Genomic DNA, 22475 nt, shown 5'->3' with positions numbered 1-22475 from the left:
AGCCTTAGTGGCGCTCTATGATGCTTATTACCACTAATACTCTGTTGCATTAACTTGTCTTTTTCTGTTTTTATTACCCTCTACGTTAAATTATTGCCATTATCCTTATTATCAAATGTGCGAGGAGTGTCAGCCAAAGGCGCTTGAGCGAACGATACCCATAAACTGCATCGGTTGTTGACACTGCCGACATAAGCACTGGGCTTTTTTACGCACGATAGGTTCAATGATGCTGAAGTCCAGTTTGCCCGCCATCATCAAACACAGTTGTATCTTCTTCAGTTTCTTTCTGGCTCCTCCATGCAATAAGCCGTAATCTCGCACTCGCCGAAAGCCTTTAGGGATAACGTGTTGCAGTATTTGCCATAAGAATGTCAGTACAGGCAAGGTTTTGATTTTCTTTTGCTGAGTTTCACTGTCGGTATAGCGAAAGCTAACTTCAGTATCGGTCGCATTAATGATGTCTCTGTCAGGTAATACACCACGATACAAATATCGAATTACGGTCAATTTTAACTGTGCTCCAAGAGTGCGATTTGATAAGCGCATTAAAATACTGCTTAAGCTCTTGCTGAGTCAGGTTATCAGGGCAGCGGTCAAAATGGGTGACGATACGCCGAACCGCACGACTGTAACCATCAATGGTCGCAGGGCGCTTGCCTTGTAATGTTAAGTTGGTAAGATGTTGTTCATAAAGAAAATCAAAACGTTGTTGTTCGTAAGGGCTCATAGCCATACTCCTAAACGTTGACAGCGATATTGCTGCCAAAGAAGTATGAATGATAGCGTTGATTGATATGATTAATTGTTGTTTATCAGCAGCTTCTGCCGCAAAGCGGCTTGGTTCAACTAGTACAATAAGTGCCTGAGGATAAGTTCGTTAAATGTTATCGTCAGGTACTTAAAAAACCTATAAATAAGCAAAGCGCTGACAATGCGCCCACCTTAACTAATAATGATAAATCAAGGAAACACAGAAGCGAGATGAATACCCTTTCTTGTCACGTAAAAAGTATTACTCCATTTAATGACTCTGTTTATCAGGTAATTTTAGTGCCTGAAGCTCAATTTGAGTTTAAAGCTGGTCAATATCTATCTGTTGTTATGGGCGAAAAAGACAAACGTCCGTTTTCCATTGCTTCTGCTCCTCACGCTTCTGAACTCGAACTGCATATCGGCGCAGCGGTTGCTGAAAGCTACCCAATGCAGGTTGTAGAAAACATGAAGCAAGCGTTAGCTAATAACAGCACAATCACCATTGAAGCACCTGCTGGTGAAGCATTTTTAAGAGTGAACAGCAACCGGCCTAAGCTACTTGCTGCAGGCGGCACAGGCTTTTCTTACATTAAGAGTATTATTGAAAACCTTATTGAAAAAGGCGAAACCGCACCCACAGCTTTTTACTGGGGCTGTCGTACAGCTCATGCCATGTATTACAAAGACATTGCTGATAAATGGAATCTAGAATACGACTGGCTAACCTTTATCCCTGTCGTTGAACAAGCAGACGAAAACTGGAAAGGTAAAACGGCTAATTTACTTGAGCAAATCAAAGCTGATCATACGAATGTATCTGAATTTGATATTTATGTGGCCGGTCGTTTTGACATGGCGGGTGCAGCACGTGATATGTTCAGAGAACTAGAAGTTAATGAAGATCACCTATTTGGTGATGCGTTTGCGTTTATCAAATAATAACGTTTTGCGGGTTGTTATACCAATTACACTAATTAATTGATGTTATTCACAGCCCGCTATTTCTGAATCTTGAAATAAGCGACTACCCTCTTTGCTCTATAAGCCTTGCAAATTTTACGTGCAACTCTCTTGTGTGACGAAAGTTTGCTTTAATTTTACACGCTTCCATTTGTTGCCGTAGATTAGACCAAAGCAATAAATCTTCTCTAGTATTAAGTAACTCATTACGAGTTTTAATTGGATTACTACAGCCTTGTTCCATCGCGAGTTCAAATTCGATATCCGACTCAATGGTTCCCATATAAAGTAGGTGAGTGCGTTTATCAAAAGCAAAAGCATCAGCAATGCTTTGATGACTATAAAAAGCGTCATCAACAACCACAATTTGATCGAACGTTGTCTCAAATTCTACTCTATTATCTGGTCGGTAGAGTAAATGTTTCTTTTTCAGGTGCTCCAAAACTCTATGACCTTTCAAACCTTTTTGATCACTGTCTTTAGCTTCTAGAATTTCAATATTTGTTGAAATTAAACCTGTATTTCGATAACCAGCTTCGCCTAATTTTTTCAACGTGCAACGACCATCCGTCACAATAATAATCATTGCTTTAGGATGTTCAGTAATAAGTCCCGATATTATTTGTGCTGCATCATGTTCAGACTGCCTATACTTCCCCCCTTTAACCCGCTCTCCATTCTCATCTAAACATTCTAGAGTTAAAGTGCTATCCACATCTAAGATGATTAATGGTTTTTTACCTGATATAGATGCTGAAATTTGCCTTAATGAATCTGTGGCAGTAAGTCCGCATGTTTTTGTATCTTCTGCATTTCGAACACGAATATTAACTGCAGCCCAAACCGAATTTGACTGATGACAAACAGTAATTTTTCCATCTTCCGATACCTGCTGATCAAAATACATCCATACTTGTTTTTGACCACCTTCTCCAATGTTTAGCCCTGAATTCGGATGTTTCACTAATTTGTCAGTATTCATGTCGAATTTGTATGTCTCAAGCTTATTCTCGTCGCTTTTTACTGGTAACCATTCTCTCAACTCATAAAGTTCATGTGAAAAATACAGACAAGCAAGGAGATGCCTTTTTAACTGGCTATTTTCTCGTAGAAGAAAACCTTTTAATTGCTCAGCCTCAACTTGTCTAATCTGGAACATTTTCTCTGTTTGAGTGCCATCAACTTGGTTGAATCTGACTTTTAATGGCTGCCACTCTCCTGATATTTCAACAAAAATATCTCGTTCATCGGGATAATTAACATCTTGAATTTCTCTGGAACTTGAGTGCCAATCAACCTCTATTTGAAATGGTGTGGGAGTTATTGCTTGATATGCCATAAACGGATAACTGGAGATTTATTAAGCAGATCTTAATGGAGAATAGCATCTTATAAAAGTTAATTATTAGTAATGAATGACTTGTTCAGAGGATAAAGCGTTGATGAAGCCCACTTCTACGGTGATGCCTTCGCGTTTATTAAATCATCAAAAAGTCTAAATTAGAAATATTCAGGCGGTACTTGTCCCATTTACTTCATCCAATTACTTAAAAACTGACAAAAACTCTCAGCTGATTTCCAACGTTCTGTATTCGCTGGTTTTCCCCTTAGCTCTTGTTTATGTATCTGCAAAAACTGTCTTCGCACTTCTCGTGCTTTTTGTGCTTTTTGTGCTTTTTGTGCTTTTTGTGTCATCAGTTTATGATGAAGGTTATATTCTAGTAAAAAGTCTTCTTCATTCTCCAATATGATGTCTTGCATTTTATCTTCTATTCCGGAGCCAGACCTTTTCCCCGATTCTTTTTCTATATACCTTGTCATTCGATCAAGTGGACCGTGTAATTGCAGCAGTTGTGTCATTGGGTGTTTCGAACATTTACTGGCAATTAGTTGATGCTCTCTCACTGAGTCATCCATAAACACCACTTGATCAAAGGAGCCTTTCTCCAATCTATTTAAATAGTCATTCAACCTTTTACCCTTGTTCCCACTAAAGTTACCTCCATTCATTGGGTCATCCATCACCTTACACTGTAATTCTGGTAATTCAGCTTGTCGACACTTATAATTAGACTTAGTACCTTGAGATAGCAATACAAATTTTGCCGTTGGATGCTCCTGTTTTATTTGAGCTAATACTTCAGCCGTAATTGGCTCTAAAGCTTCAAATCTTTGTTGACCATCGTGATGTTTAATGGCTCTGACCAAGGTTTCGTCTACATCAAGCACAATGATAGGGTTTTCGCCCGTGATAGCTTGTGGCAATGATGCAACCGATGACGTTGCTTTAATGGTGTGACATTTACCTCTTACACTTTTATCTTCTATTTTCAAATCTGCTTCAGCAACTAACGTATTTTTCAACGTCTTTACTTCAAACGATACTTCTTGGTCTGGTACTTTAAATGATGTTTTGCAGCGAAAAGGATTTTGAGGGTGTTGTCTAGGCTGACCAATTGCAGCATAACCATGTGGATGAGCAGCAAGCTCACTGACTGGCATAGTGACTGAGGAATTAGCTACTTCGCTCGATGATACCGTTTTGCCTGTGTATGCGAAAGAACTTAAAAGCTGTTTTTGCTCCAGATTATAAACAGGTAATATGGCATCTAGAGGCTTCCGATATTTTCCTCTGAAGGAAAACGTTCTTTCTACCCAACTTTGTTCTCTCAGCATAAAACTTGCAGTGCCTTCGTTGGTTTTTACGACCTTAACTTGGTATTTTTTTTCTACTTCTCGACCTTGCTTGTTGAATACAAAGGTAACATTTTTCCAACCTTCACTTGAGCCGAGTTCATCCACCAGCTTTTTAGCATTAAGATTCTCTACACATCCGCTTCGAAAATCGACGTTATAGCGATGCTGTATTTGTGTATCGTTGGTTGCCCCGGTCATAATTCACCCTCAAGACTTCAACATTAAGTATAAGACAATCCTGATTAATCCGGTATTTGTATAATATGAATTTTAATTTACTTACTTATTATTGGCCGTAAATTGGCAACTTAAAAATACAAAAAAGCCCGCGAAAGCAGGCTTTGAAAAGGCTGAAAACTATTATCGTTCAGATTACATGCTGCGAGCAGCACGCTTACGATCGTTTTCTGTAAGATTCTTCTTACGAACACGGATGCTCTCAGGGGTTACTTCCACTAGCTCATCATCATCGATAAATTCAAGCGCACGCTCTAGAGTCAATACGATTGGTGGAGTCAGAACCTGTGCTTCATCAGTACCTGATGCACGCATGTTCGTCAGCTGCTTACCTTTCAAGCAGTTAACCGTTAAGTCGTTTGAACGAGCATGAATACCAATGACTTGACCTTCATACACTTCAACACCGTGTCCAAGGAACAGGCGACCACGATCCTGAAGACCGAAGAGTGCGAACGTTAACGCTTTACCCGTACCATTTGAGATCAATACACCGTTTTGGCGTTGACCGATGTCACCACCTAACGCTGGACCATAGTGATCAAACGTGTGATAGATAAGACCTGTTCCTGAAGTCGCAGTTAAGAACTCAGTTTGGAAGCCAATTAAGCCACGGCTTGGGATCATAAAGTCAATACGTACACGACCTTTGCCATCTGGCTGCATGTCGCGCATATCACCTTTACGAGCACCTAGGCGCTCAATAACCGCACCTTGATGATCTTCTTCAACATCAACTGTCACGTTTTCGTATGGCTCACACATTTCACCGTCAATTTCTTTAACGATAACTTCTGGACGAGATACAGCTAACTCATAGCCTTCACGACGCATGTTTTCAATCAAGATTGAAAGATGAAGTTCACCACGACCTGAAACACGGAAACGATCTGGGCTGTCTGTTTCTTCAACGCGTAATGCTACGTTGTGTACTAATTCTTGTTCTAGACGCTCAAGAATATTACGTGAAGTAACATACTTACCTTCTTTACCTGCAAACGGTGATGTGTTCACTTGGAACGTCATCGTTAGCGTTGGCTCATCAACTGATAACTCAGGCAATGCATCTGGTGCACCTTGTGGACAAATGGTATCTGAAATCTTCAGCTCACCAAGACCGGTAATCGCAACGATGTCACCGGCATTCGCTTCAGTCACTTCGTGACGGTCAAGACCCATATAACCCAGAACCTGACCCACTTTACCGTTACGAGTTTTGCCTTCAGCATTAACCACTGTCACTTGCTGGTTAACTTTAACGCTACCACGCTTAATACGACCAACACCGATAACACCCACGTACGAGTTGTAATCAAGCTGCGAGATCTGCATTTGGAAGTCACCTTCAGCATTCGCATCTGGTGTAGGTACTTTTTCAACGATGGCTTCAAACAGTGGCGTCATATCTTCGCTTTGTACATCTGGATCTAATGTTGCAAATCCATTCAATGCCGAAGCGTATACCACAGGGAAGTCTAACTGTTCGTCAGTTGCACCTAAGTTATCAAATAAGTCAAATACTTGATCCATTACCCAATCAGGACGAGCACCTGGACGGTCAACTTTGTTGATAACAACAATTGGTTTTAGACCTTGAGCGAATGCTTTCTTAGTTACAAAGCGAGTTTGTGGCATAGGGCCATCAACCGCATCAACAAGAAGCAATACTGAATCAACCATAGAAAGAACACGTTCTACTTCACCACCGAAGTCAGCGTGTCCTGGAGTGTCTACGATGTTAATACGGTAGTCATTCCACTTGATGGCAGTATTTTTCGCCAGAATTGTGATCCCACGTTCTTTTTCGAGATCGTTCGAGTCCATCACCCTTTCAGTCGCTTCACCGCGTGTTTCTAGTGTTCCTGACTGCGCCAGCAATTTGTCAACCAAAGTCGTTTTACCATGGTCAACGTGAGCAATAATGGCGATGTTTCGTAATTTATCTAGCACTGAATAAGCCTCATACCATCAAATATCCGTGTTATTTCACGGGAAATTTCTAAAGCAGACACCATGTCATTTAGACAGGGCATCCCAAAAAGCGTGCTATTCTACTCTAGCTTAAGATTTAGCGATAGGATTATTTTTTGTTCAGTTGTATTTATTCATCGCTTTTTATGGAAAGTGTTTATTTTTTATGAATTATCATTTTCGGATGCATCGATATAGCCTAACTCTACTTTGAGCAACTCCTTTTCAAAGTACAATGTTGTGACCTCAGCGTAATGCACCTCCGGATCAACAGTTAACACTCCTTCGTGCTCAAATTTAGCTGATATTTGCTCTTTCTTTTCACTTAATAGCTTTTCTTTTGCTGTGCGTTGTTCAGGCGTTAATATCGGAGGTCTTTCAGAGTACTCACGCATCTTTGCTTTAAAAGCTTCCATCTCAGCGGACGGGATAATTGGCGTGTCAATAATCGTGGGGGGTTCATCGATTCTTACTCTCTTGATTTGACTTTTTTTAGCCTTTTCACGAGCCGCTTGCATGGCTTTAATGCGCATACTTCGTCTGACTAGCGCTTTACTCCTTTTGGCTATTATGCGCTTTCTGTTTTCCTTTACGTCTCCTTCTCTTACAGCCGAAGTAGTGGCTCTTGAGGCCTTAATTAGAGCATATAATTCAAATATACTTTTCTTTCTTACTTCATAGTTTTTACTTTTTAAACGAGTTATAGCACGACGAATAGAGGTTGCTTGAATATCCAAACCATGTGTTACGAGCAATGAAGCGATCTTATGGATCTGAGCATCTGAGAAAATGAGCTGCTCATCTAATTTCACCGCAGAAACTGGTTTAGCAGAACTTGAATTTTGTTGATGTAATTGCTGAGTTTCAGTGTATACATCTGTAGAACTACCTAGCCTTGACTCTGTCATCTTTGTACTCTGAGCTTCAGCGGTATGAAACCCCGCTTTTATCGGCCTATGTGGGTGATCTTCCTCTATTCTTTCTTCGACTTTCCAGGCATTTTGCCCGAGATAAACTTGTAACTCATCTAATCGACTTGATGATTTAAATTGATCACTGAGCTTAGTTGATAAAACGCAGGCCTGAACATGGTAATCGACTCTAAAACTATAATAAGCAGTGTTGCTACTCATAACTGCACCGTACTTCATTTATTGCTCATTATTTTACCTCTTTTATCCAAACACGGCTCGTTAACAATTGTTCAATAAACTTATGAGTTATTACCAAAAGCTCAAAACGCACCACAATGGTGCAACACAACAATCACACTGGTGCAAAAACATTGTTTAATTTGGTGCACAAAGGTGTGTTTTTTATAATTATCAAGCAATTGTATATATGGCATAGGTCTAGCTATAAAAAATATATCTAATGTAAGCGTGCTATAATTCAACGCAGTAACCGAAGAGTTACTGCTACTTGCTACTAACTAATAAGTCGCTACATAATATTTAAAATGAACCATCCAAACCCTACTGGAGAGAGTAAGAATGTCTGTTGAATCAGTTCTAGAACAGTTAGAAGAACTTGACGTAAAATTTGTTGACCTTCGCTTTACCGACACCAAAGGTAAAGAACAGCACGTATCAATTCCAGCACACCAAGTTGACGAAGACTTCTTCGAAGACGGAAAAATGTTCGATGGTTCATCTATCGCAGGTTGGAAAGGCATTAACGAATCTGACATGGTATTAATGCCTGACCCATCAACTTTCGTTTTGGATCCTTTCACAGAAGACACCACAGCGCTTATTCGTTGTGACATCCTTGAGCCAAGCACCATGCAAGGTTACGACCGTGATCCACGCTCAATCGCAAAACGTTCTGAAGACTATCTTCGTTCTACGGGCATTGCAGATACGGTATTAATTGGCCCTGAGCCAGAATTTTTCTTATTTGACGATGTGCGTTTTGGTAACGACATGTCAGGTAACTTTTTCAAAATTGATGATAAAGAAGCCGCTTGGAACTCAGGTAAAGAGTACGAAGAAGGTAACACAGGTCACCGCCCATTTGTGAAAGGGGGTTACTTCCCAGTTGCGCCAGTGGATTCGTCACAAGATCTTCGTAGCGCCATGTGCTTAATCATGGAAGAAATGGGCTTAGTGGTTGAAGCGCATCACCATGAAGTGGCAACCTGTGGTCAAAACGAGATCGCAACTCGCTTTAATACGCTAACGACTAAAGCGGATGAAACCCAAATTCTTAAGTATGTGGTTCACAATACCGCACACGCTTTTGGTAAAACAGCAACCTTTATGCCTAAGCCTGTTGTTGGTGATAACGGTAGCGGCATGCACGTTCACCAGTCATTATCAAAAGACGGCGTAAACTTGTTTGCGGGTGATAAGTATGCAGGGTTAAGTGACATCGCACTGTATTACATTGGCGGCATCATCAAGCACGCTAAAGCATTGAATGCGTTCACCAACCCAAGCACCAACTCATACAAGCGTTTGGTTCCACATTTTGAAGCACCAGTTATGCTGGCATATTCTGCCCGTAACCGCAGTGCGTCGATTCGTATTCCAGTGGTACCTAGCCCGAAAGGTCGTCGTATTGAGACTCGCTTCCCAGACCCAATGGCAAACCCTTACTTAGCGTATTCTGCATTATTAATGGCAGGTCTTGACGGTATTCAAAACAAGATCCACCCTGGTGATGCCATGGATCAAGATTTGTATGACCTACCAGCTGAAGTCGCAGCAGGTATTCCACAAGTGGCAACGTCTTTAGAAGATGCACTTGAGTCATTACAAAATGACCATGACTTCTTAACCGCTGGCGGTGTATTTAGCGATGATTACATTCAGTCTTATATTGATTTGAAGACGCTTGAAGCTGAGAAAGTAAGCCGTACCACTCATCCAGTTGAGTTTGAATTGTACTACAGCTTGTAATTTTTGATTGCAAATTTAGTTTGATTTAGTTTTGAAGCCCTAGCGATTGCTGGGGCTTTTTATTTTGAACATCATAGATATTGTTCAAGGTTTCTTCTTAAAATATGACTTAATTCTCTAGCCATAATATGCATTTGTTTGTCTGTCGAGTACATTTCACGCATTAGAGGGTGTTCAAAGGAAATTTCTATCAGCTCCTGAAACTCTTCCACAGTTTGTCGCTTTTCTTCTTGGCTAGAGCCACTTTTTAGAATTTTTACTAACTCAACTCCTGAATCATATATCCATGGAAATTCATCTTTGAATAAACTTAAAGCAACCTGAAAACCAGTTAAGTTTTTATGAAATATCGGAGATAAATGAAAAAGCTCCTCTAGTACTGAAGGATGAAAGCTCTTTCTTTTACGAATATTTGGAAAGGCTTCATTTTCATAATGCATTACCACTTTTCCGACCGTATCTTTAAGATGGTAAATGGCTTCTTGAATATTTGGGTTTGGGCTTCTCAACAGTTTTTGGTTATCACGTGATAAATCTAATATTTCTTCTAAAATCTTGCTTGATTGTATCTCTTGATCCTGCTCATTAGTACTTTCGTGTTCAGAATGTTGATTTACCAACTGCCTTAATTTATTTTCTAAATCTGGATACCAAACATCGAAAGCCTTTTCTAGTCTCTCAGCTGCAAGCTGTTCACCACTATCAGCTTTATTAAGTGATAATAGCAGTTTTTTAACGTCATCTTTCTCAAAAACAGTAGATTGAAATTGAAGAATTGGCCCATCCACTTCAGCACGCTTAATATCAAAAAGAAATGGGCTTACGAATGACTTATCCATAGTTTTTGATAGGGCACCAGCTTCAAAAGTTAACCAAGGTGCATGCAAGTTCTCTTTTGTAACACACAAAATACCATAGCTTGAGTTTGCAAGTTCAGAAGCTATATCTGTACTCCAACGAGCACCTTTATCTATATCTTCTGATGAAACATATGGTTCAATTGACTGAATAACCGAGGGAAGCCAATCCCTTAAAGTAAGTGCTACTTTATGACTAAGCTCACCAGACCAACTCAAAAATACTTTCATACATATTCCCTTGATAAAAACAACAAAATTCAAGTAGCTTTAATGGCTTATTGTCATCTAACCCTAAGTCCATTTTTGTGAAACAATACATCATACCTAAAACAATATCTAATTTGGCTGTCAAAGATGTTTTGACGATCAGTTTAGAATGTTTTTTACAAAGCCAAAATCAAAGTCGTGGGCTTTCTGCCCACACCCGAGGAAGAAGGGAGTTCACCAGCAAACTCCCCTCTTCCATCTCCCCATGCCGCCCCACAAAGTTAAACACAATTCCTCTTATGATGAAAAATATCTAACGCTTCGGATGGTACATCCATGTACCTCCGAATCTAGCGCCGCATCCATGCTGCGCTTACGTTATTTTTCACCAACGAGGAATTGCAACTTTGTCATGGGGAAACGTTGTAGCCTGCAAGGTTATTGGTTGTATCTGAATAGAATAAAAAGAGTAATGACGGCATAGAAAAAACAAATACCGTTTAAGGGCTGATGGTTCCCCATTGAAGCTGTGGAAAATAGGATTGAATGGAAAATGACGTAAGCCCGGCATGGACGTCGGGCTAGGATCTGAGGTACAGGATGTACCATCAGAGCCGTTAGGCATTTATTCAATTCTATTTGAAACGCTCAGCTTCGTCGGGGCGGCATTGGGGTTTCCAAAGGGGAGTTTGCTGGAGAACTCCTCTTTGGGCGGTGTGGTGTGCAACACCACGACTTTATAAACTTCGCAGAAGTTTCACTTCTCATTAATATAAAAAGAAAAAGTCACTGGATTCCCACTTTCGTGAGAATGACGAAATAGGAAGAGTTATGACAAACGAGCAAGTTTGATATGCCCAATATCAATAACAAAAAAGCCCCAGCATCTCTGCTAGGGCTCCGATTCTTTACAAGTAATTCAACAAATTACTTTTTCTTCTTCGCCTTAGGGTTAGGCAAATCAGTAATAGAACCTTCATAGATTTCAGCGGCTAAACCCACTGATTCATGCAATGTTGGGTGAGCGTGGATAGTCAGAGCGATATCTTCAGCATCACAACCCATTTCGATTGCAAGACCGATTTCACCTAGCAATTCACCACCGTTAACACCAACAATTGCACCACCAATCACGCGGTGAGTGTCTTTGTCGAAGATAAGCTTCGTCATGCCGTCGGCACAATCAGATGCGATTGCACGACCACTTGCCGCCCATGGGAAAGTCGCAGACTCAAAGTTAACACCTTGCTCTTTCGCTTCTTTCTCAGTCAGACCAACCCATGCTACTTCTGGTGCCGTGTAAGCAATAGAAGGAATAACTTTCGGGTCGAAGTAGTGCTTCATACCAGAAATCACTTCAGCCGCTACGTGACCTTCATGCACACCTTTGTGCGCCAACATTGGTTGACCAACGATGTCGCCGATAGCGTGAATGTGCGGTACGTTAGTACGCATTTGCTTATCAACATTGATGAAACCACGTTCATCAATCGCAACACCTGCTTTTTCAGCATCAATAAGTTTGCCGTTTGGTGTACGACCAATTGCAACAAGTACGGCATCATAACGTACTGGCTCAGAAGGCGCTTTTTTGCCTTCCATTGATACGTAAATGCCGTCTTCTTTCGCTTCAACTGCTGTCACTTTAGTTTGCATCATCAAGTTAAACTTCTTCTTGATTTGCTTAGTGAACACGCGAGCAACGTCTTTATCGGCTGCTGGGATAACTTGATCGAGCATTTCAACAACGTCAATTTCACTGCCTAATGCTTCGTACACGGTACCCATTTCTAGGCCAATGATGCCGCCGCCCATAACAAGCAACTTACCTGGAACTTCTTTCAGCTCTAGTGCGTCAGTTGAATCCCAGATACGTGGATCTTCATGTGGAATGAATGGCAGTTGGATTGGCTTAGAACCCGCAGCAATGATAGCGTTATCAAAGTTAACAACGGTAATACCGTCTTCGCCTTCAACTTCAATCGTGTTAGGGCCTGTGAACTTACCGTAGCCGTTAACTACGTTCACTTTACGCATTTTAGACATTCCGCCTAAACCGCCAGTCAATTGACCGATCACTTGCTCTTTGTAGCTGCGAAGCTTATCTAAGTCGATTTGTGGCTCGCCAAACACAACACCGTGGTTGCTTACTTCTTTTGCTTCTTCAATTACTTTCACAACATGAAGAAGTGCTTTTGAAGGGATACAACCTACGTTTAGACAAACACCACCAAGGGTGCTGAAACGTTCGATGATGATAGTTTCTAGACCTAAGTCGGCTGCACGGAATGCAGCAGAATAACCAGCAGGACCTGCACCTAATACTACGACCTGAGTTTTGATTTCTTTACTCATGTTTTCCTCTAATTTTCATTCATTCCGTTGGGAGCGTTAATATTTACTCAGTAAATACTTGCGAATGGTAGGAAATTCGCTTGCTCCAGCCAACTGAAGATGTCCGCAAAGATGTCTTTGTTTATGTTTTAGCTTAATAAAGCACAACATAAATCATTATTCAGTTATCTATCGCTAATTTTAACGTGTGTTTGTGACTCAGCACAAACAAAAAGAGACTGTAATCACAGTCTCTTTGTAAAGCTTACAGTACTAACTTACGAATATCGGACAAAATGCTCGATAACGTGACTGAGAAGCGCGCCGCCATGGCACCATCAATCACACGGTGATCGTAAGAAAGTGACAGTGGCAGCATAAGCTTAGGCTCAAACTCTTTGCCATTCCACTTAGGTTTGATTTCTGACTTAGATACACCAAGAATCGCCACGTCTGGGTAATTCACGATTGGCGTAAATGCCGTACCACCAATACCACCAAGGCTTGAGATGGTGAAACAACTGCCTTGCATGTCAGCCGCTTTCAGTTTGCCATCACGGGCTTTAACAGAAACCTCTGTCAGCTCTTGTGATAGCTCCATTACGCCTTTCTTGTCTACATCACGAATTACTGGCACAACCAAGCCATTTGGCGTATCTACCGCAATACCAATATGAACGTATTTCTTCTTGATCAGCGATTCTCCGTCTGGACTCAAGCTTGAGTTAAACACCGGGAACTGACGCAATGCTTTCGCTGCCGCTTTCATCATAAATACGAGTGGCGTGATCTTTACGCCCAGCTTTTGCTTAGCCGCAAGTTCATTTTGCTGCTTACGAAAAGCTTCAAGCTCAGTGATGTCGGCTTCGTCAAATTGCGTTACGTGTGGGATGGTTACCCAGTTACGGTGCAAGTTCGGGCCTGAAATCTTCTGAATACGGCTTAATGGCACTTCTTCAACTTCACCAAATTTGCTGAAGTCTACTTTCGGTGCATCGATTACATTCAAGCCGCCAGCGTTGCCGCCCGTTGACGATGCTGCTGTTGCTTTAGGACGAGACAACTCGTACTTCACATAAGCTTGCACGTCTTCTTTAACGATACGACCTTTACGACCACTGCCCGTCACTTGAGTTAGAACAACACCAAACTCACGTGCTAAACGACGTACTGCGGGTGAAGCGTGTACAGTTTTACCGCTTGCCACTGGTGCTTTAGCACTTGGGTGATGCGGTACAGGTGGTTGTGATGGCTTAGCCGCAGGTGCAGGAGCTGCCTTTGGCGCTTCAGGCGCTTTAGCTGGAGCAGCAGGAACTTCACCTGCTACTTCTAGCGTAATCACTAATGTGCCTTCAGAGACCTTGTCGCCTTCTTTCAGCTCAACAGACTTAACCACACCGGCTTTTGGTGATGGCACGTCCATGGTCGCTTTATCCGTTTCAAGCGTAACCAGACCGGCATCTTCTGCAATGCTGTCGCCAGCTTTGACTAGAATTTCGATTACAGGTACATCAGTGTCACCACCGATATCTGGCACGTTAATGTCGATAACTTGCGCCACTGCGGGTGCAGCTGGAGCCGTTTCAACAACAGGTGCTGATTCAACTGCAGGCGCTGCAGCTTCGCCACCAGACACTTCAAGCGTGATCACCAAAGTGCCTTCAGACACTTTGTCACCTTCTTTTAGCTCAACAGACTTAACCACACCCGCTTGAGGTGCTGGTACATCCATGGTCGCTTTGTCCGTCTCTAGCGTAACCAGACCTGCATCTTCTGCAATGCTGTCGCCAACTTTTACTAAGATCTCGATAACTGGAACATCGGTGTCACCACCGATATCAGGTACTTTAATATCGACAACTTGTGAACCAGCAGCCGCAGCTGCTGCCACAGGTGCAGCCTCAGCTTTAGCCTTAGGTGCTTCAGTTTCAACGGCTGGAGCTGGAGCAGCGGCTGCGCCAGCTTGCTCTGATGTCGCAGTCTGCATAAGCGCGATGAGTTTACCTTCAGATACGGTATCACCCACTGCAACTTTAAGTTCTTTTAAGACACCCGCGAATGGCACTGGAATGTCCATAGTCGCTTTATCGCTTTCTACTGTCACAATTGATGCGTCTTCAGCCAGTGTTTCACCAACTGCTGCACACAATTCGATGACTTGTACTTCGTCCCCACCAATATCGGGAACTAAAACTTCTTTTAATTCAGCCATTAGTTTTCCCTCTTATGCGTATTGTGGGTTCACTTTGTCCGCATCGATGCCATATTCTTTGATGGCTTTAGTCAGCACATCAACAGGCAGCTCGTTACGGTCAACTAGGCTCTTAAGCGCAGCAACCACAATGAACTTAGCATCAACTTCAAAGTGATGACGTAGGTTGTCACGGCTATCACTGCGTCCAAAACCATCTGTACCCAGTACTTTATAGTCTGTTGGCATGTAAGCGCGTAATTGCTCACCGTACACTTTCATGTAATCGGTTGCGGCAATCGCAGGGCTATCGCTCGAAATAACGCTACTGATAAATGGCTTCTTCGCTGTCTCGGTTGGGTGCAACATGTTCCAACGCTCAGCCGCTTGACCGTCACGAGTCAACTCGTTGAAGCTGGTTACTGAGAATACGTCTGCAGAGATACCGAAGTCTTTTGCAAGTGCTTGTGCTGCTGCACGTACCTGCTCAAGAATCGTACCACAACCCATAAGCTGAACTTTACCTTTACCGCTGCCTTCAACAGTTTCAAGCTTGTAAATACCTTTCTTAATGCCTTCTTCGGCACCTGCTGGCATTTCTGGCTGAACGTAGTTTTCGTTCATGGTCGTTAGGTAATAGAACACATCTTCTTGATTATCACCGTACATGCGCTCAACACCATCTTGAACGATAACCGCAATTTCATAACCATACGTTGGATCATAAGTAATACAGTTAGGAATGGTGTTCGCCATTACATGGCTGTGACCATCTTGGTGCTGTAGACCTTCGCCATTCAGCGTTGTACGACCTGATGTACCACCCACTAAGAAGCCACGTGCCTTCATATCACCCGCAGCCCAAGCTAAGTCACCAATACGTTGGAAACCGAACATTGAGTAGTAGATGTAGAATGGGATCATTGGCGTGTCGTTCACTGAGTAACTTGTTGCCGCAGAAACCCAAGATGACATAGCACCTAGTTCGTTAATCCCTTCTTGAAGAACCTGACCTGATTTATCTTCACGATAGTAAGCCACTTGGTCTTTATCTTGAGGAACGTATTTTTGGCCTTCGTGTGCATAAATGCCCACTTGACGGAACAGACCTTCCATACCAAAAGTACGTGCTTCATCTGGAATGATTGGTACGATGTTGTTACCAATCTTCTTATCTTTAAGCAATGCAGTAAGAATACGAACAAATGCCATGGTCGAAGAAATTTCACGACCGTTCGAACCTTTAAGAATGCTGTCAAAGATTGAAAGCGCAGGCGTTTCCAACTTCTTAGAGAACTTCTCAAGGCGACGAGGCATGCTGCCGTGCAGTGCATCACGACGCTCCATCATGTATTTGATTTCTGGAGAGTCTGGACCTGGGTGATAAAATGGAATCTCTTCCAATTTGTCATCCGGTACTGGAATATCAAAACGGTCACGGAAGTGACGAACTGAATCCATCGCCATTTTCTTCACGTTATGGGCGATGTTTTTACCTTCCCCCGCATCACCTAGACCATAACCTTTAACGGTTTTAGCAAGAATCACCGTAGGGCGACCTTTGGTCTTCTTCGCTTTGTCTAATGCTGCATAAACTTTAACTGGATCATGACCACCACGGTTTAGACGCCAAATGTCTTCGTCAGACATGTTCGCAACCATTTCTGCGGTTTCAGGGTACTTACCAAAGAAGTGCTCACGAGTATAAGCGCCGCCTTTAGCTTTACAATTTTGGTATTCACCGTCTACGGTTTCTTCCATCAACTGCAGTAGTTTACCGCTGGTATCACGCGCTAATAACGCATCCCAGTAGCGACCCCAAATCACTTTCGTCACTTCCCAGCCAGCGCCAGCAAATGTGCCTTCAAGCTCTTGGATGATTTTACCGTTACCACGTACCGGACCATCAAGACGCTGTAAGTTACAGTTGATGATGAAGACTAAGTTGTCTAGCTCTTCACGTGCTGCAAGACCAATCGCACCTAATGCTTCTGGCTCATCACACTCACCATCACCTAAGAAGCAGTATACTGTTTGCTCAGAGCAATCTTTGATGCCACGGTCTGTTAGATACTTAAGGAAACGTGCTTGATAAATCGCTTGGATAGGACCAAGACCCATAGATACTGTCGGAAACTGCCAGTAATCACCCATTAATTTCGGGTGTGGGTATGAAGATAGACCTTTACCATCCACTTCTTGACGGAAGTTGGCTAGCTGATCTTCCGTTAAACGACCTTCTAAGAATGAGCGCGAGTATATGCCCGGTGCAATGTGACCTTGGAAATACACCAAGTCACCGCCGTCTTTCTCGTTTGGTGCACGGAAAAAGTGGTTAAAGCACACATCATAAATGGTTGCGCTTGAAGCGAAACTTGAAATGTGGCCACCAAGCTCAAGGTCTTTCATTGAACCACGAAGCACCATTGCCAATGCATTCCAACGCACTAACGCGCGAATACGGCGTTCAATTTCTTGATTACCTGGCATGTGTGGCTCTTGGCCAACAGGAATGGTGTTTAGGTAAGCTGTGGTCGATTTGTATGGTAAATAAGTACCGTTACGACGTGCCTTATCAATCATCTTCTCTAAAAGATAATGAGCGCGCTCTGGGCCTTCTTCTTCCAATACGGCTTGCATAGCATCAAGCCATTCTTGAGTTTCTAACGGATCTACGTCTTGTAGCATATCTTCAGACATGACACTGTCCTTCTCTATATACAGATTTAATTTCAAGCAACGACATAATGAATGCTTTAGTCATTACTCTTCAAACGGCGCAAGCTTCGCTGCAACCGACTGTCCTCTTCCCGCATCGATAACATGACTTCTTCAATGTAGCTTAAATGCTCATTAGAAGCCTCACGAGCTGCGTGGGGATTTCGTTCTACAATGGCCGCCAACAATGCTTGTCGATGTTTATTTGCCATTGTTGCCGCCTCTTCGCGACGACTTAATAACACTAAGTTTTGAGCCACATTCTGATGGAGAACCTGCTCTAAACTTAATACTAAATGCAGCATCGCCACATTGTGCGACGCTTCAGCAATTGAGCGATAAAAACGGACAATTGCCCCCGCTTTATCTTCAATCGCTTCAGCTTGTTCTACTTCGATGATTCGGCGTTTTATCGTCTGCATATCTGCATCCGTGCCACGAAGTGCTGCAAAATAGGCCATCATGCCTTCAGTAGCATGACGAAACTCCAATAAGTCGTACTGACTTTCGGAGTCATTTTGCATCAGCTCTACAATGGGATCAGCCATGCTTTGCCAAAGCTGTTGTTTAACATAGGTGCCACCTCCTTGGCGGCGCATTAGCAACCCTTTTACTTCTAGTTTCTGAATCGCTTCACGCAAGGAAGGACGAGACACATCAAATTGTGATGCAAGTTCTCGTTCTGGAGGTAACTTCTGACCGGGCTGTAAACTGCCCTCAAGGATCATCCGTTCCAACTGTTCCATAATCACGTCAGAAATTTTTGGTTGGCTAACTTTACTATATGCCATAAAGCTTTTTGGTTCCCTGTAAATTGGTCTTACCAATTTTTTTGAGTGGCGGCACTTTATCAAATTGATTTGTTAATGTCCACAAAGTTGCCTTTTGCGGACTGTGATCTCGCTCACTCGAATGTCTGAGCATAGACGATTTTTCTGGCAAAGGGGTCAGACCAATTAACATTGATGACGCTAGAAACTGTAATCTTGAATTGCTATAGTGCTATTAACTTGATGATTTTGAAGCGTCTATAATGACTCTTACAATAGAAAACGGTTGGTTAGACAAGGCTCAAAAAAAACCATCCCCTTTTTATAATCAACGACCTACGAATGATGTTTCGCTACTGGTCATCCACAATATCAGTTTACCTGCTGGCGAGTTTGGTCATACTTATATTGATGACTTGTTCTTAGGAAACCTTGATTGTGATGCACACCAAACTTTTAAAGAGTTAGAAGGATTAGAGGTTTCAGCTCACTTTCTTATTAGAAGAAACGGTGAAATTACTCAGTTCGTCAACTGTGATGAACGTGCGTGGCATGCGGGTGTGTCTGAGTTTGAAGGACGTTCTGGTTGTAATGACTTTTCGATTGGAATTGAACTTGAAGGCGCAGATACCTGTAATTATGAAGATACGCAATATCAAAGCCTCTTAATACTTACACAAGCAATAATAAAGGCTTACCCAGCAATCACAACTGAGCGTATTATAGGACATTGCCATATTGCACCAGTAAGAAAAACCGATCCAGGCCCTTATTTTGATTGGCAATATTACCTCAGTGCATTAAGCTAGATTCGAACAATAAAAAAGGACGACGGTGAAGTGAGATGGCACTTTTTTCATTATTAATTGCAATATTTGCAGAGCGATTAAAAGCCCTTCCAACTGATTGGCAAATTAATCAACTACTTTCTAAATACCATCAAACTTTTGTTGGTCAGAGTGCACTTTCGTCCAATACCTTCCTTGTCATTACCGTTGTCTTGCCTTCATTACTCGTTGGCAGTTTATTGTGGTTTGTCGAAGGAATGCTATGGGGACTGGTAACGTTAGTCGTTTGGGTTTTCGTTGCTACAGCTTGTTTCAGTCACACTAAAATAAGGCAAACCTTTAAGCATTTTATTAAATCCGCACTTAAAGGTGACGTACAAGCGTGTTATCACCTAAGTAATGAGCTGGATTGTAAAACTTGCAATGATGCAATATCGGAAGATGACCTTGGGCATAAAGTCGGTGAGTCCATCGCTTGGATCAATTATCGAAACTATGGTGCAATTGCGATTTACCTCATTGCATTTGGACCGATTGGTGCCGTGCTCTATAGCACTATCCGCTTTTACTTTGACCTCAGTGCTAAACAAGACCGTAGTACTCCTCTAGCCTCTACCCTATTATTCATAATGGACTGGGTGCCTAGCCGCATATTCTCATTTGGGTATCTAATGAGTGGTCACTTCTCCAAAGGGTTTTCAACTTGGCTCCCGATAGTCAGTCGTCCAACAAGTAATGCAAAGCGCATTATTTCAGAGACAGCCGTTTCATCAGAAGTGCTACCAGAAAAATCAGACGCTCCAATTTGTATTCAATCTACTCTGGCGTTATTAACACTCACCAAGCGCACTTTCATTTTCTTAGTGACCTTACTTTCACTGTTCACTATTTTTGGCTGGGTTGCGTAAGCTCCATTTCAATAGTTAAGAGACTTAATGAGTCTCTTAACAAAATACATCAACCATAAATATCCGTCATAAGTGAACCCCACTGCTATTATGAAATAAGCAGTTATGGTAATCTTCGACTCAAAATTTATACCTACCTGTACTATACATATCAGGAAAGTGCTTCATGTTAGAAAATGATATTCGACTCGCTGTTACCGCAGCTCTAAACGAAGACCTTGGTCTTACTCCCGCCGCCACACAAGAAGGCACCCCAGATGTATCACGTGCAGAAAAATTACTGCAAAATGATATTACGGCTCAACTGATCCCAGCTGACAAACAAGTAGAAGCTATTTTAATTACCCGAGAAGAAGGTGTGTTCTGTGGCAAAGCTTGGGCAGAACAGGTGTTCAATCAATTAGGTGGTGAAGTTGCTTTACACTGGTTAGTAGACGATGGTGATTTAGTTTTACCAAATCAGATGCTTTGCGAACTATCAGGCCCAGCAAGAGACATTCTAACTGGTGAACGTACAGCGATGAACTTTATCCAAACTCTATCTGGCGTAGCAAGTTTAACCAAAATTTATGTCGATAGAATTGGTGATACTCAAACTAAACTGCTTGATACTCGTAAAACACTTCCAGGCCTACGTTTAGCTCAAAAATATGCGGTAACATGTGGCGGTGGTCATAATCATCGTATTGGCTTGTTCGATGCTTTCTTAATTAAAGAAAATCACATCATGGCGTGCGGCAGTATCAAACAAGCGGTAGACACTGCTCGTGAGATGCATGCTGATAAAAAAGTGGAAGTCGAAGTTGAATCTATTGCTGAGTTAACCCAAGCTCTTGAGACTCAAGCCGATATCGTCATGCTCGATAACTTCGACATCAATATGATGCTCGACGCAGTAAACCTAAATAACGAATACAAAGCCAAAGGCGGCGAAACTAAACTAGAAGTATCAGGAAATGTGACCTTAGAAACCATCGCCGACTTTGCCAAAACAGGTATCGACTTTATCTCTGTTGGTGCTCTCACCAAACACGTTAAAGCATTAGATCTTTCATTAAGAATTCAAAAGTAAATGAAAAACAGTAGACTCATAAAAACTTGAGTCTACTGAACATTTACCAGCGACTATATCAGTACGCTCTGGTTATATCTTTCATTTATTTTGCACAAGCCATTACCTGCTTTATATATAAAAGCTCAAGCAATCGTTAAGAAGGCGTTGTTATGTGCTTACGTAGTCTAGCCGTAAACCTTCCACTATCTCTATATCTAATATTTTCAGGAGTGACTTTAGCAGCACCAGTCGTTCAAAATTTTACCCGCTCAAATGCAAGCAATTATGCTCAAGATCCTAAGCCTCATATTTTCCCGTCGGGTCAAACCAATTGCAAAGCACTCAATTTTACTGGCAAGGGTGATACCTGTATGCCAATATTCAATACTTCAAATCAAACTATCTATTTTTGGATTGAAAAAGACATCTGGGTTCCTAAAAATGATCCATTGGGAATTGAGCCTCACTACGCAATCGGTTACTGATGGCGAAATAAACAACAAAAACGTAAACGTGTGGCGAAGTACATAAAAACAACTGATGGCCAATTTGTGTTTACGGCAAAAAGCTGTGACGGTTAACTCACTTTCGCTTTGCTGCTTTATCAGCGCTTGCCATTGCTCTGGTGTTCTTCGATTTGTCATGCCACATCTCAATGATTGAAAAGTGGTAAAGATTTTAAGGGGATGCTTTTACTCTGAGAATATGCGGTTTACCGCACGCTTACATAAATTATCACATGGGGGCGAAGCCAATGTGCATTTAAAAGCAACGCTTTTTGCATTGGCGTAGCGAGAGCAGCTGTGCTGCGAACTGAGGGGCCCACACTGCGCAGCAGCTACGGGCTGCATGTGAGCGTAGGCCACTGCCCCAAAGCAAAAAACCCTAGCTAAATAGCTAGGGCTTTTTGCTTATTTGGCGTCTGGCGATGACCTACTCTCACATGGGGAGACCCCACACTACCATCGGCGATGCTGCGTTTCACTACTGAGTTCGGAATGGATTCAGGTGGTTCCACAGCTCTATTGTCACCAGACAAAATTCTGCTCTTTACCGCTGTCGCAGTAAATTAATAATTCGGAAAGCTCATCTCTTGTTCAAGAGTATCTCAAGTTCTACTT

General features: G+C 42.1%; 17 protein-coding genes, 1 rRNA gene and 1 pseudogene. 6 read left to right on the top strand and 13 right to left on the bottom strand.

Annotation, left to right across the window (positions count from 1 at the left end):
• Window positions 1-129: 129 nt before the first annotated feature.
• A pseudogene (locus JQC92_RS15310) lies at window positions 130-498 on the bottom strand (transposase); the annotation flags it as partial.
• Window positions 470-730, bottom strand: coding sequence for a phage integrase N-terminal SAM-like domain-containing protein (locus JQC92_RS15305; RefSeq protein WP_204999959.1), 261 nt, complete (start codon window positions 728-730; stop codon window positions 470-472). The pseudogene JQC92_RS15310 and the gene JQC92_RS15305, both read right to left, overlap by 29 nt.
• Window positions 731-984: 254 nt before the next feature.
• Between JQC92_RS15305 and fre the strand changes: the two genes are divergently transcribed.
• The gene (gene fre / locus JQC92_RS15300) at window positions 985-1695 is read left to right on the top strand and encodes an NAD(P)H-flavin reductase (protein ID WP_205000455.1); all 711 of its coding nucleotides are present in this window, start codon (window positions 985-987) and stop codon (window positions 1693-1695) included.
• An 85-nt stretch (window positions 1696-1780) separates the two neighbouring features.
• Here fre and JQC92_RS15295 read toward each other — a convergent pair whose 3' ends face one another.
• From JQC92_RS15295 to JQC92_RS15280, 4 genes are all read right to left on the bottom strand, one after another.
• The gene (locus JQC92_RS15295) at window positions 1781-3055 is read right to left on the bottom strand and encodes a hypothetical protein (RefSeq protein WP_205000454.1); all 1275 of its coding nucleotides are present in this window, start codon (window positions 3053-3055) and stop codon (window positions 1781-1783) included.
• A 191-nt stretch (window positions 3056-3246) separates the two neighbouring features.
• A complete protein-coding gene (locus tag JQC92_RS15290; RefSeq protein ID WP_205000453.1) occupies window positions 3247-4611 on the bottom strand; it encodes a hypothetical protein in 1365 nt (454 codons plus the stop codon).
• A gap of 174 nt (window positions 4612-4785) precedes the next feature.
• On the bottom strand, window positions 4786-6600 hold the full coding sequence (gene typA / locus JQC92_RS15285) for a translational GTPase TypA (protein WP_205000452.1): 1815 nt from the start codon (window positions 6598-6600) through the stop codon (window positions 4786-4788).
• Between the two features lie 185 nt (window positions 6601-6785).
• The gene (locus JQC92_RS15280; protein WP_205000451.1) at window positions 6786-7754 is read right to left on the bottom strand and encodes a hypothetical protein; all 969 of its coding nucleotides are present in this window, start codon (window positions 7752-7754) and stop codon (window positions 6786-6788) included.
• Window positions 7755-8114: 360 nt separating this feature from the next.
• Here JQC92_RS15280 and glnA point away from each other — a divergent pair, with 360 nt between their 5' ends.
• Window positions 8115-9524, top strand: coding sequence for a glutamate--ammonia ligase (gene glnA / locus JQC92_RS15275; RefSeq protein ID WP_205000450.1), 1410 nt, complete (start codon window positions 8115-8117; stop codon window positions 9522-9524).
• Window positions 9525-9595: 71 nt separating this feature from the next.
• Here the strand turns inward: glnA and JQC92_RS15270 are convergent, their stop codons facing one another.
• The 5 genes from JQC92_RS15270 to pdhR all read right to left on the bottom strand — a co-directional run bounded on the left by JQC92_RS15270 (window position 9596) and on the right by pdhR (window position 18625).
• Window positions 9596-10645, bottom strand: a complete 1050-nt coding sequence (locus JQC92_RS15270; RefSeq protein WP_205000449.1) for a TIR domain-containing protein — start codon at window positions 10643-10645, stop codon at window positions 9596-9598.
• An 873-nt stretch (window positions 10646-11518) separates the two neighbouring features.
• Complete coding sequence (gene lpdA, locus JQC92_RS15265; protein ID WP_205000448.1) at window positions 11519-12946, bottom strand: dihydrolipoyl dehydrogenase; 1428 nt, start codon at window positions 12944-12946, stop codon at window positions 11519-11521.
• A gap of 244 nt (window positions 12947-13190) precedes the next feature.
• Window positions 13191-15137: a pyruvate dehydrogenase complex dihydrolipoyllysine-residue acetyltransferase gene (gene aceF, locus JQC92_RS15260; RefSeq protein ID WP_205000447.1), complete on the bottom strand. Its 1947-nt coding sequence runs from the start codon at window positions 15135-15137 to the stop codon at window positions 13191-13193.
• Between the two features lie 12 nt (window positions 15138-15149).
• On the bottom strand, window positions 15150-17816 hold the full coding sequence (gene aceE, locus JQC92_RS15255) for a pyruvate dehydrogenase (acetyl-transferring), homodimeric type (RefSeq protein WP_205000446.1): 2667 nt from the start codon (window positions 17814-17816) through the stop codon (window positions 15150-15152).
• 56 nt (window positions 17817-17872) lie between these two features.
• Entirely contained in the window at window positions 17873-18625 is a 753-nt protein-coding gene (gene pdhR / locus JQC92_RS15250; RefSeq protein ID WP_205000445.1) for a pyruvate dehydrogenase complex transcriptional repressor PdhR, read from the bottom strand.
• A gap of 242 nt (window positions 18626-18867) precedes the next feature.
• Between pdhR and ampD the strand changes: the two genes are divergently transcribed.
• The 4 genes from ampD (at window position 18868) to JQC92_RS15230 (ending at window position 21839) form a co-directional block, all read left to right on the top strand.
• On the top strand, window positions 18868-19413 hold the full coding sequence (gene ampD / locus JQC92_RS15245; protein ID WP_205000444.1) for a 1,6-anhydro-N-acetylmuramyl-L-alanine amidase AmpD: 546 nt from the start codon (window positions 18868-18870) through the stop codon (window positions 19411-19413).
• 35 nt (window positions 19414-19448) lie between these two features.
• Complete coding sequence (ampE, locus tag JQC92_RS15240; RefSeq protein WP_205000443.1) at window positions 19449-20300, top strand: beta-lactamase regulator AmpE; 852 nt, start codon at window positions 19449-19451, stop codon at window positions 20298-20300.
• 166 nt (window positions 20301-20466) lie between these two features.
• Entirely contained in the window at window positions 20467-21372 is a 906-nt protein-coding gene (gene nadC / locus JQC92_RS15235) for a carboxylating nicotinate-nucleotide diphosphorylase (protein ID WP_205000442.1), read from the top strand.
• Window positions 21373-21524: 152 nt separating this feature from the next.
• The gene (locus JQC92_RS15230; protein ID WP_205000441.1) at window positions 21525-21839 is read left to right on the top strand and encodes a hypothetical protein; all 315 of its coding nucleotides are present in this window, start codon (window positions 21525-21527) and stop codon (window positions 21837-21839) included.
• On the opposite strand, the gene tnpA is transcribed toward JQC92_RS15230, so the two are convergent.
• Together tnpA and rrf are read right to left on the bottom strand one after the other, a co-directional pair.
• The gene (gene tnpA / locus JQC92_RS23225; RefSeq protein ID WP_420851324.1) at window positions 21744-21998 is read right to left on the bottom strand and encodes an IS66 family insertion sequence element accessory protein TnpA; all 255 of its coding nucleotides are present in this window, start codon (window positions 21996-21998) and stop codon (window positions 21744-21746) included. The two genes, JQC92_RS15230 and tnpA, sit on opposite strands and share 96 nt — an antisense overlap.
• A 276-nt stretch (window positions 21999-22274) precedes the next feature.
• Window positions 22275-22390, bottom strand: a 5S ribosomal RNA gene (rrf, locus tag JQC92_RS15225).
• Window positions 22391-22475 lie beyond the last annotated feature (85 nt).

Origin of the sequence: Parashewanella hymeniacidonis, assembly GCF_016900895.1 — a bacterium.
Taxonomy (GTDB): domain Bacteria; phylum Pseudomonadota; class Gammaproteobacteria; order Enterobacterales; family Shewanellaceae; genus Parashewanella; species Parashewanella hymeniacidonis.
Note: the sequence above shows the minus strand (reverse complement) of the source record. Positions and strands in the feature narration are given on the sequence as shown.

Bases quoted from the DNA above. Each gene is read 5' to 3' on its own strand.
- ampE (WP_205000443.1), top strand. From the start codon at position 19,449: ATGGCACTTTTTTCATTATTAATTGCAATATTTGCAGAGCGATTAAAA.
- JQC92_RS15290 (WP_205000453.1), bottom strand. From the start codon at position 4,611: ATGACCGGGGCAACCAACGATACACAAATACAGCATCGCTATAACGTC.
- pdhR (WP_205000445.1), bottom strand. From the start codon at position 18,625: ATGGCATATAGTAAAGTTAGCCAACCAAAAATTTCTGACGTGATTATG.
- fre (WP_205000455.1), top strand. From the start codon at position 985: ATGAATACCCTTTCTTGTCACGTAAAAAGTATTACTCCATTTAATGAC.
- aceF (WP_205000447.1), bottom strand. From the start codon at position 15,137: ATGGCTGAATTAAAAGAAGTTTTAGTTCCCGATATTGGTGGGGACGAA.
- ampD (WP_205000444.1), top strand. From the start codon at position 18,868: ATGACTCTTACAATAGAAAACGGTTGGTTAGACAAGGCTCAAAAAAAA.
- lpdA (WP_205000448.1), bottom strand. From the start codon at position 12,946: ATGAGTAAAGAAATCAAAACTCAGGTCGTAGTATTAGGTGCAGGTCCT.
- JQC92_RS15305 (WP_204999959.1), bottom strand. From the start codon at position 730: ATGAGCCCTTACGAACAACAACGTTTTGATTTTCTTTATGAACAACAT.
- glnA (WP_205000450.1), top strand. From the start codon at position 8,115: ATGTCTGTTGAATCAGTTCTAGAACAGTTAGAAGAACTTGACGTAAAA.
- JQC92_RS15230 (WP_205000441.1), top strand. From the start codon at position 21,525: ATGTGCTTACGTAGTCTAGCCGTAAACCTTCCACTATCTCTATATCTA.
- tnpA (WP_420851324.1), bottom strand. From the start codon at position 21,998: ATGACAAATCGAAGAACACCAGAGCAATGGCAAGCGCTGATAAAGCAG.
- nadC (WP_205000442.1), top strand. From the start codon at position 20,467: ATGTTAGAAAATGATATTCGACTCGCTGTTACCGCAGCTCTAAACGAA.
- JQC92_RS15280 (WP_205000451.1), bottom strand. From the start codon at position 7,754: ATGAGTAGCAACACTGCTTATTATAGTTTTAGAGTCGATTACCATGTT.
- aceE (WP_205000446.1), bottom strand. From the start codon at position 17,816: ATGTCTGAAGATATGCTACAAGACGTAGATCCGTTAGAAACTCAAGAA.
- JQC92_RS15295 (WP_205000454.1), bottom strand. From the start codon at position 3,055: ATGGCATATCAAGCAATAACTCCCACACCATTTCAAATAGAGGTTGAT.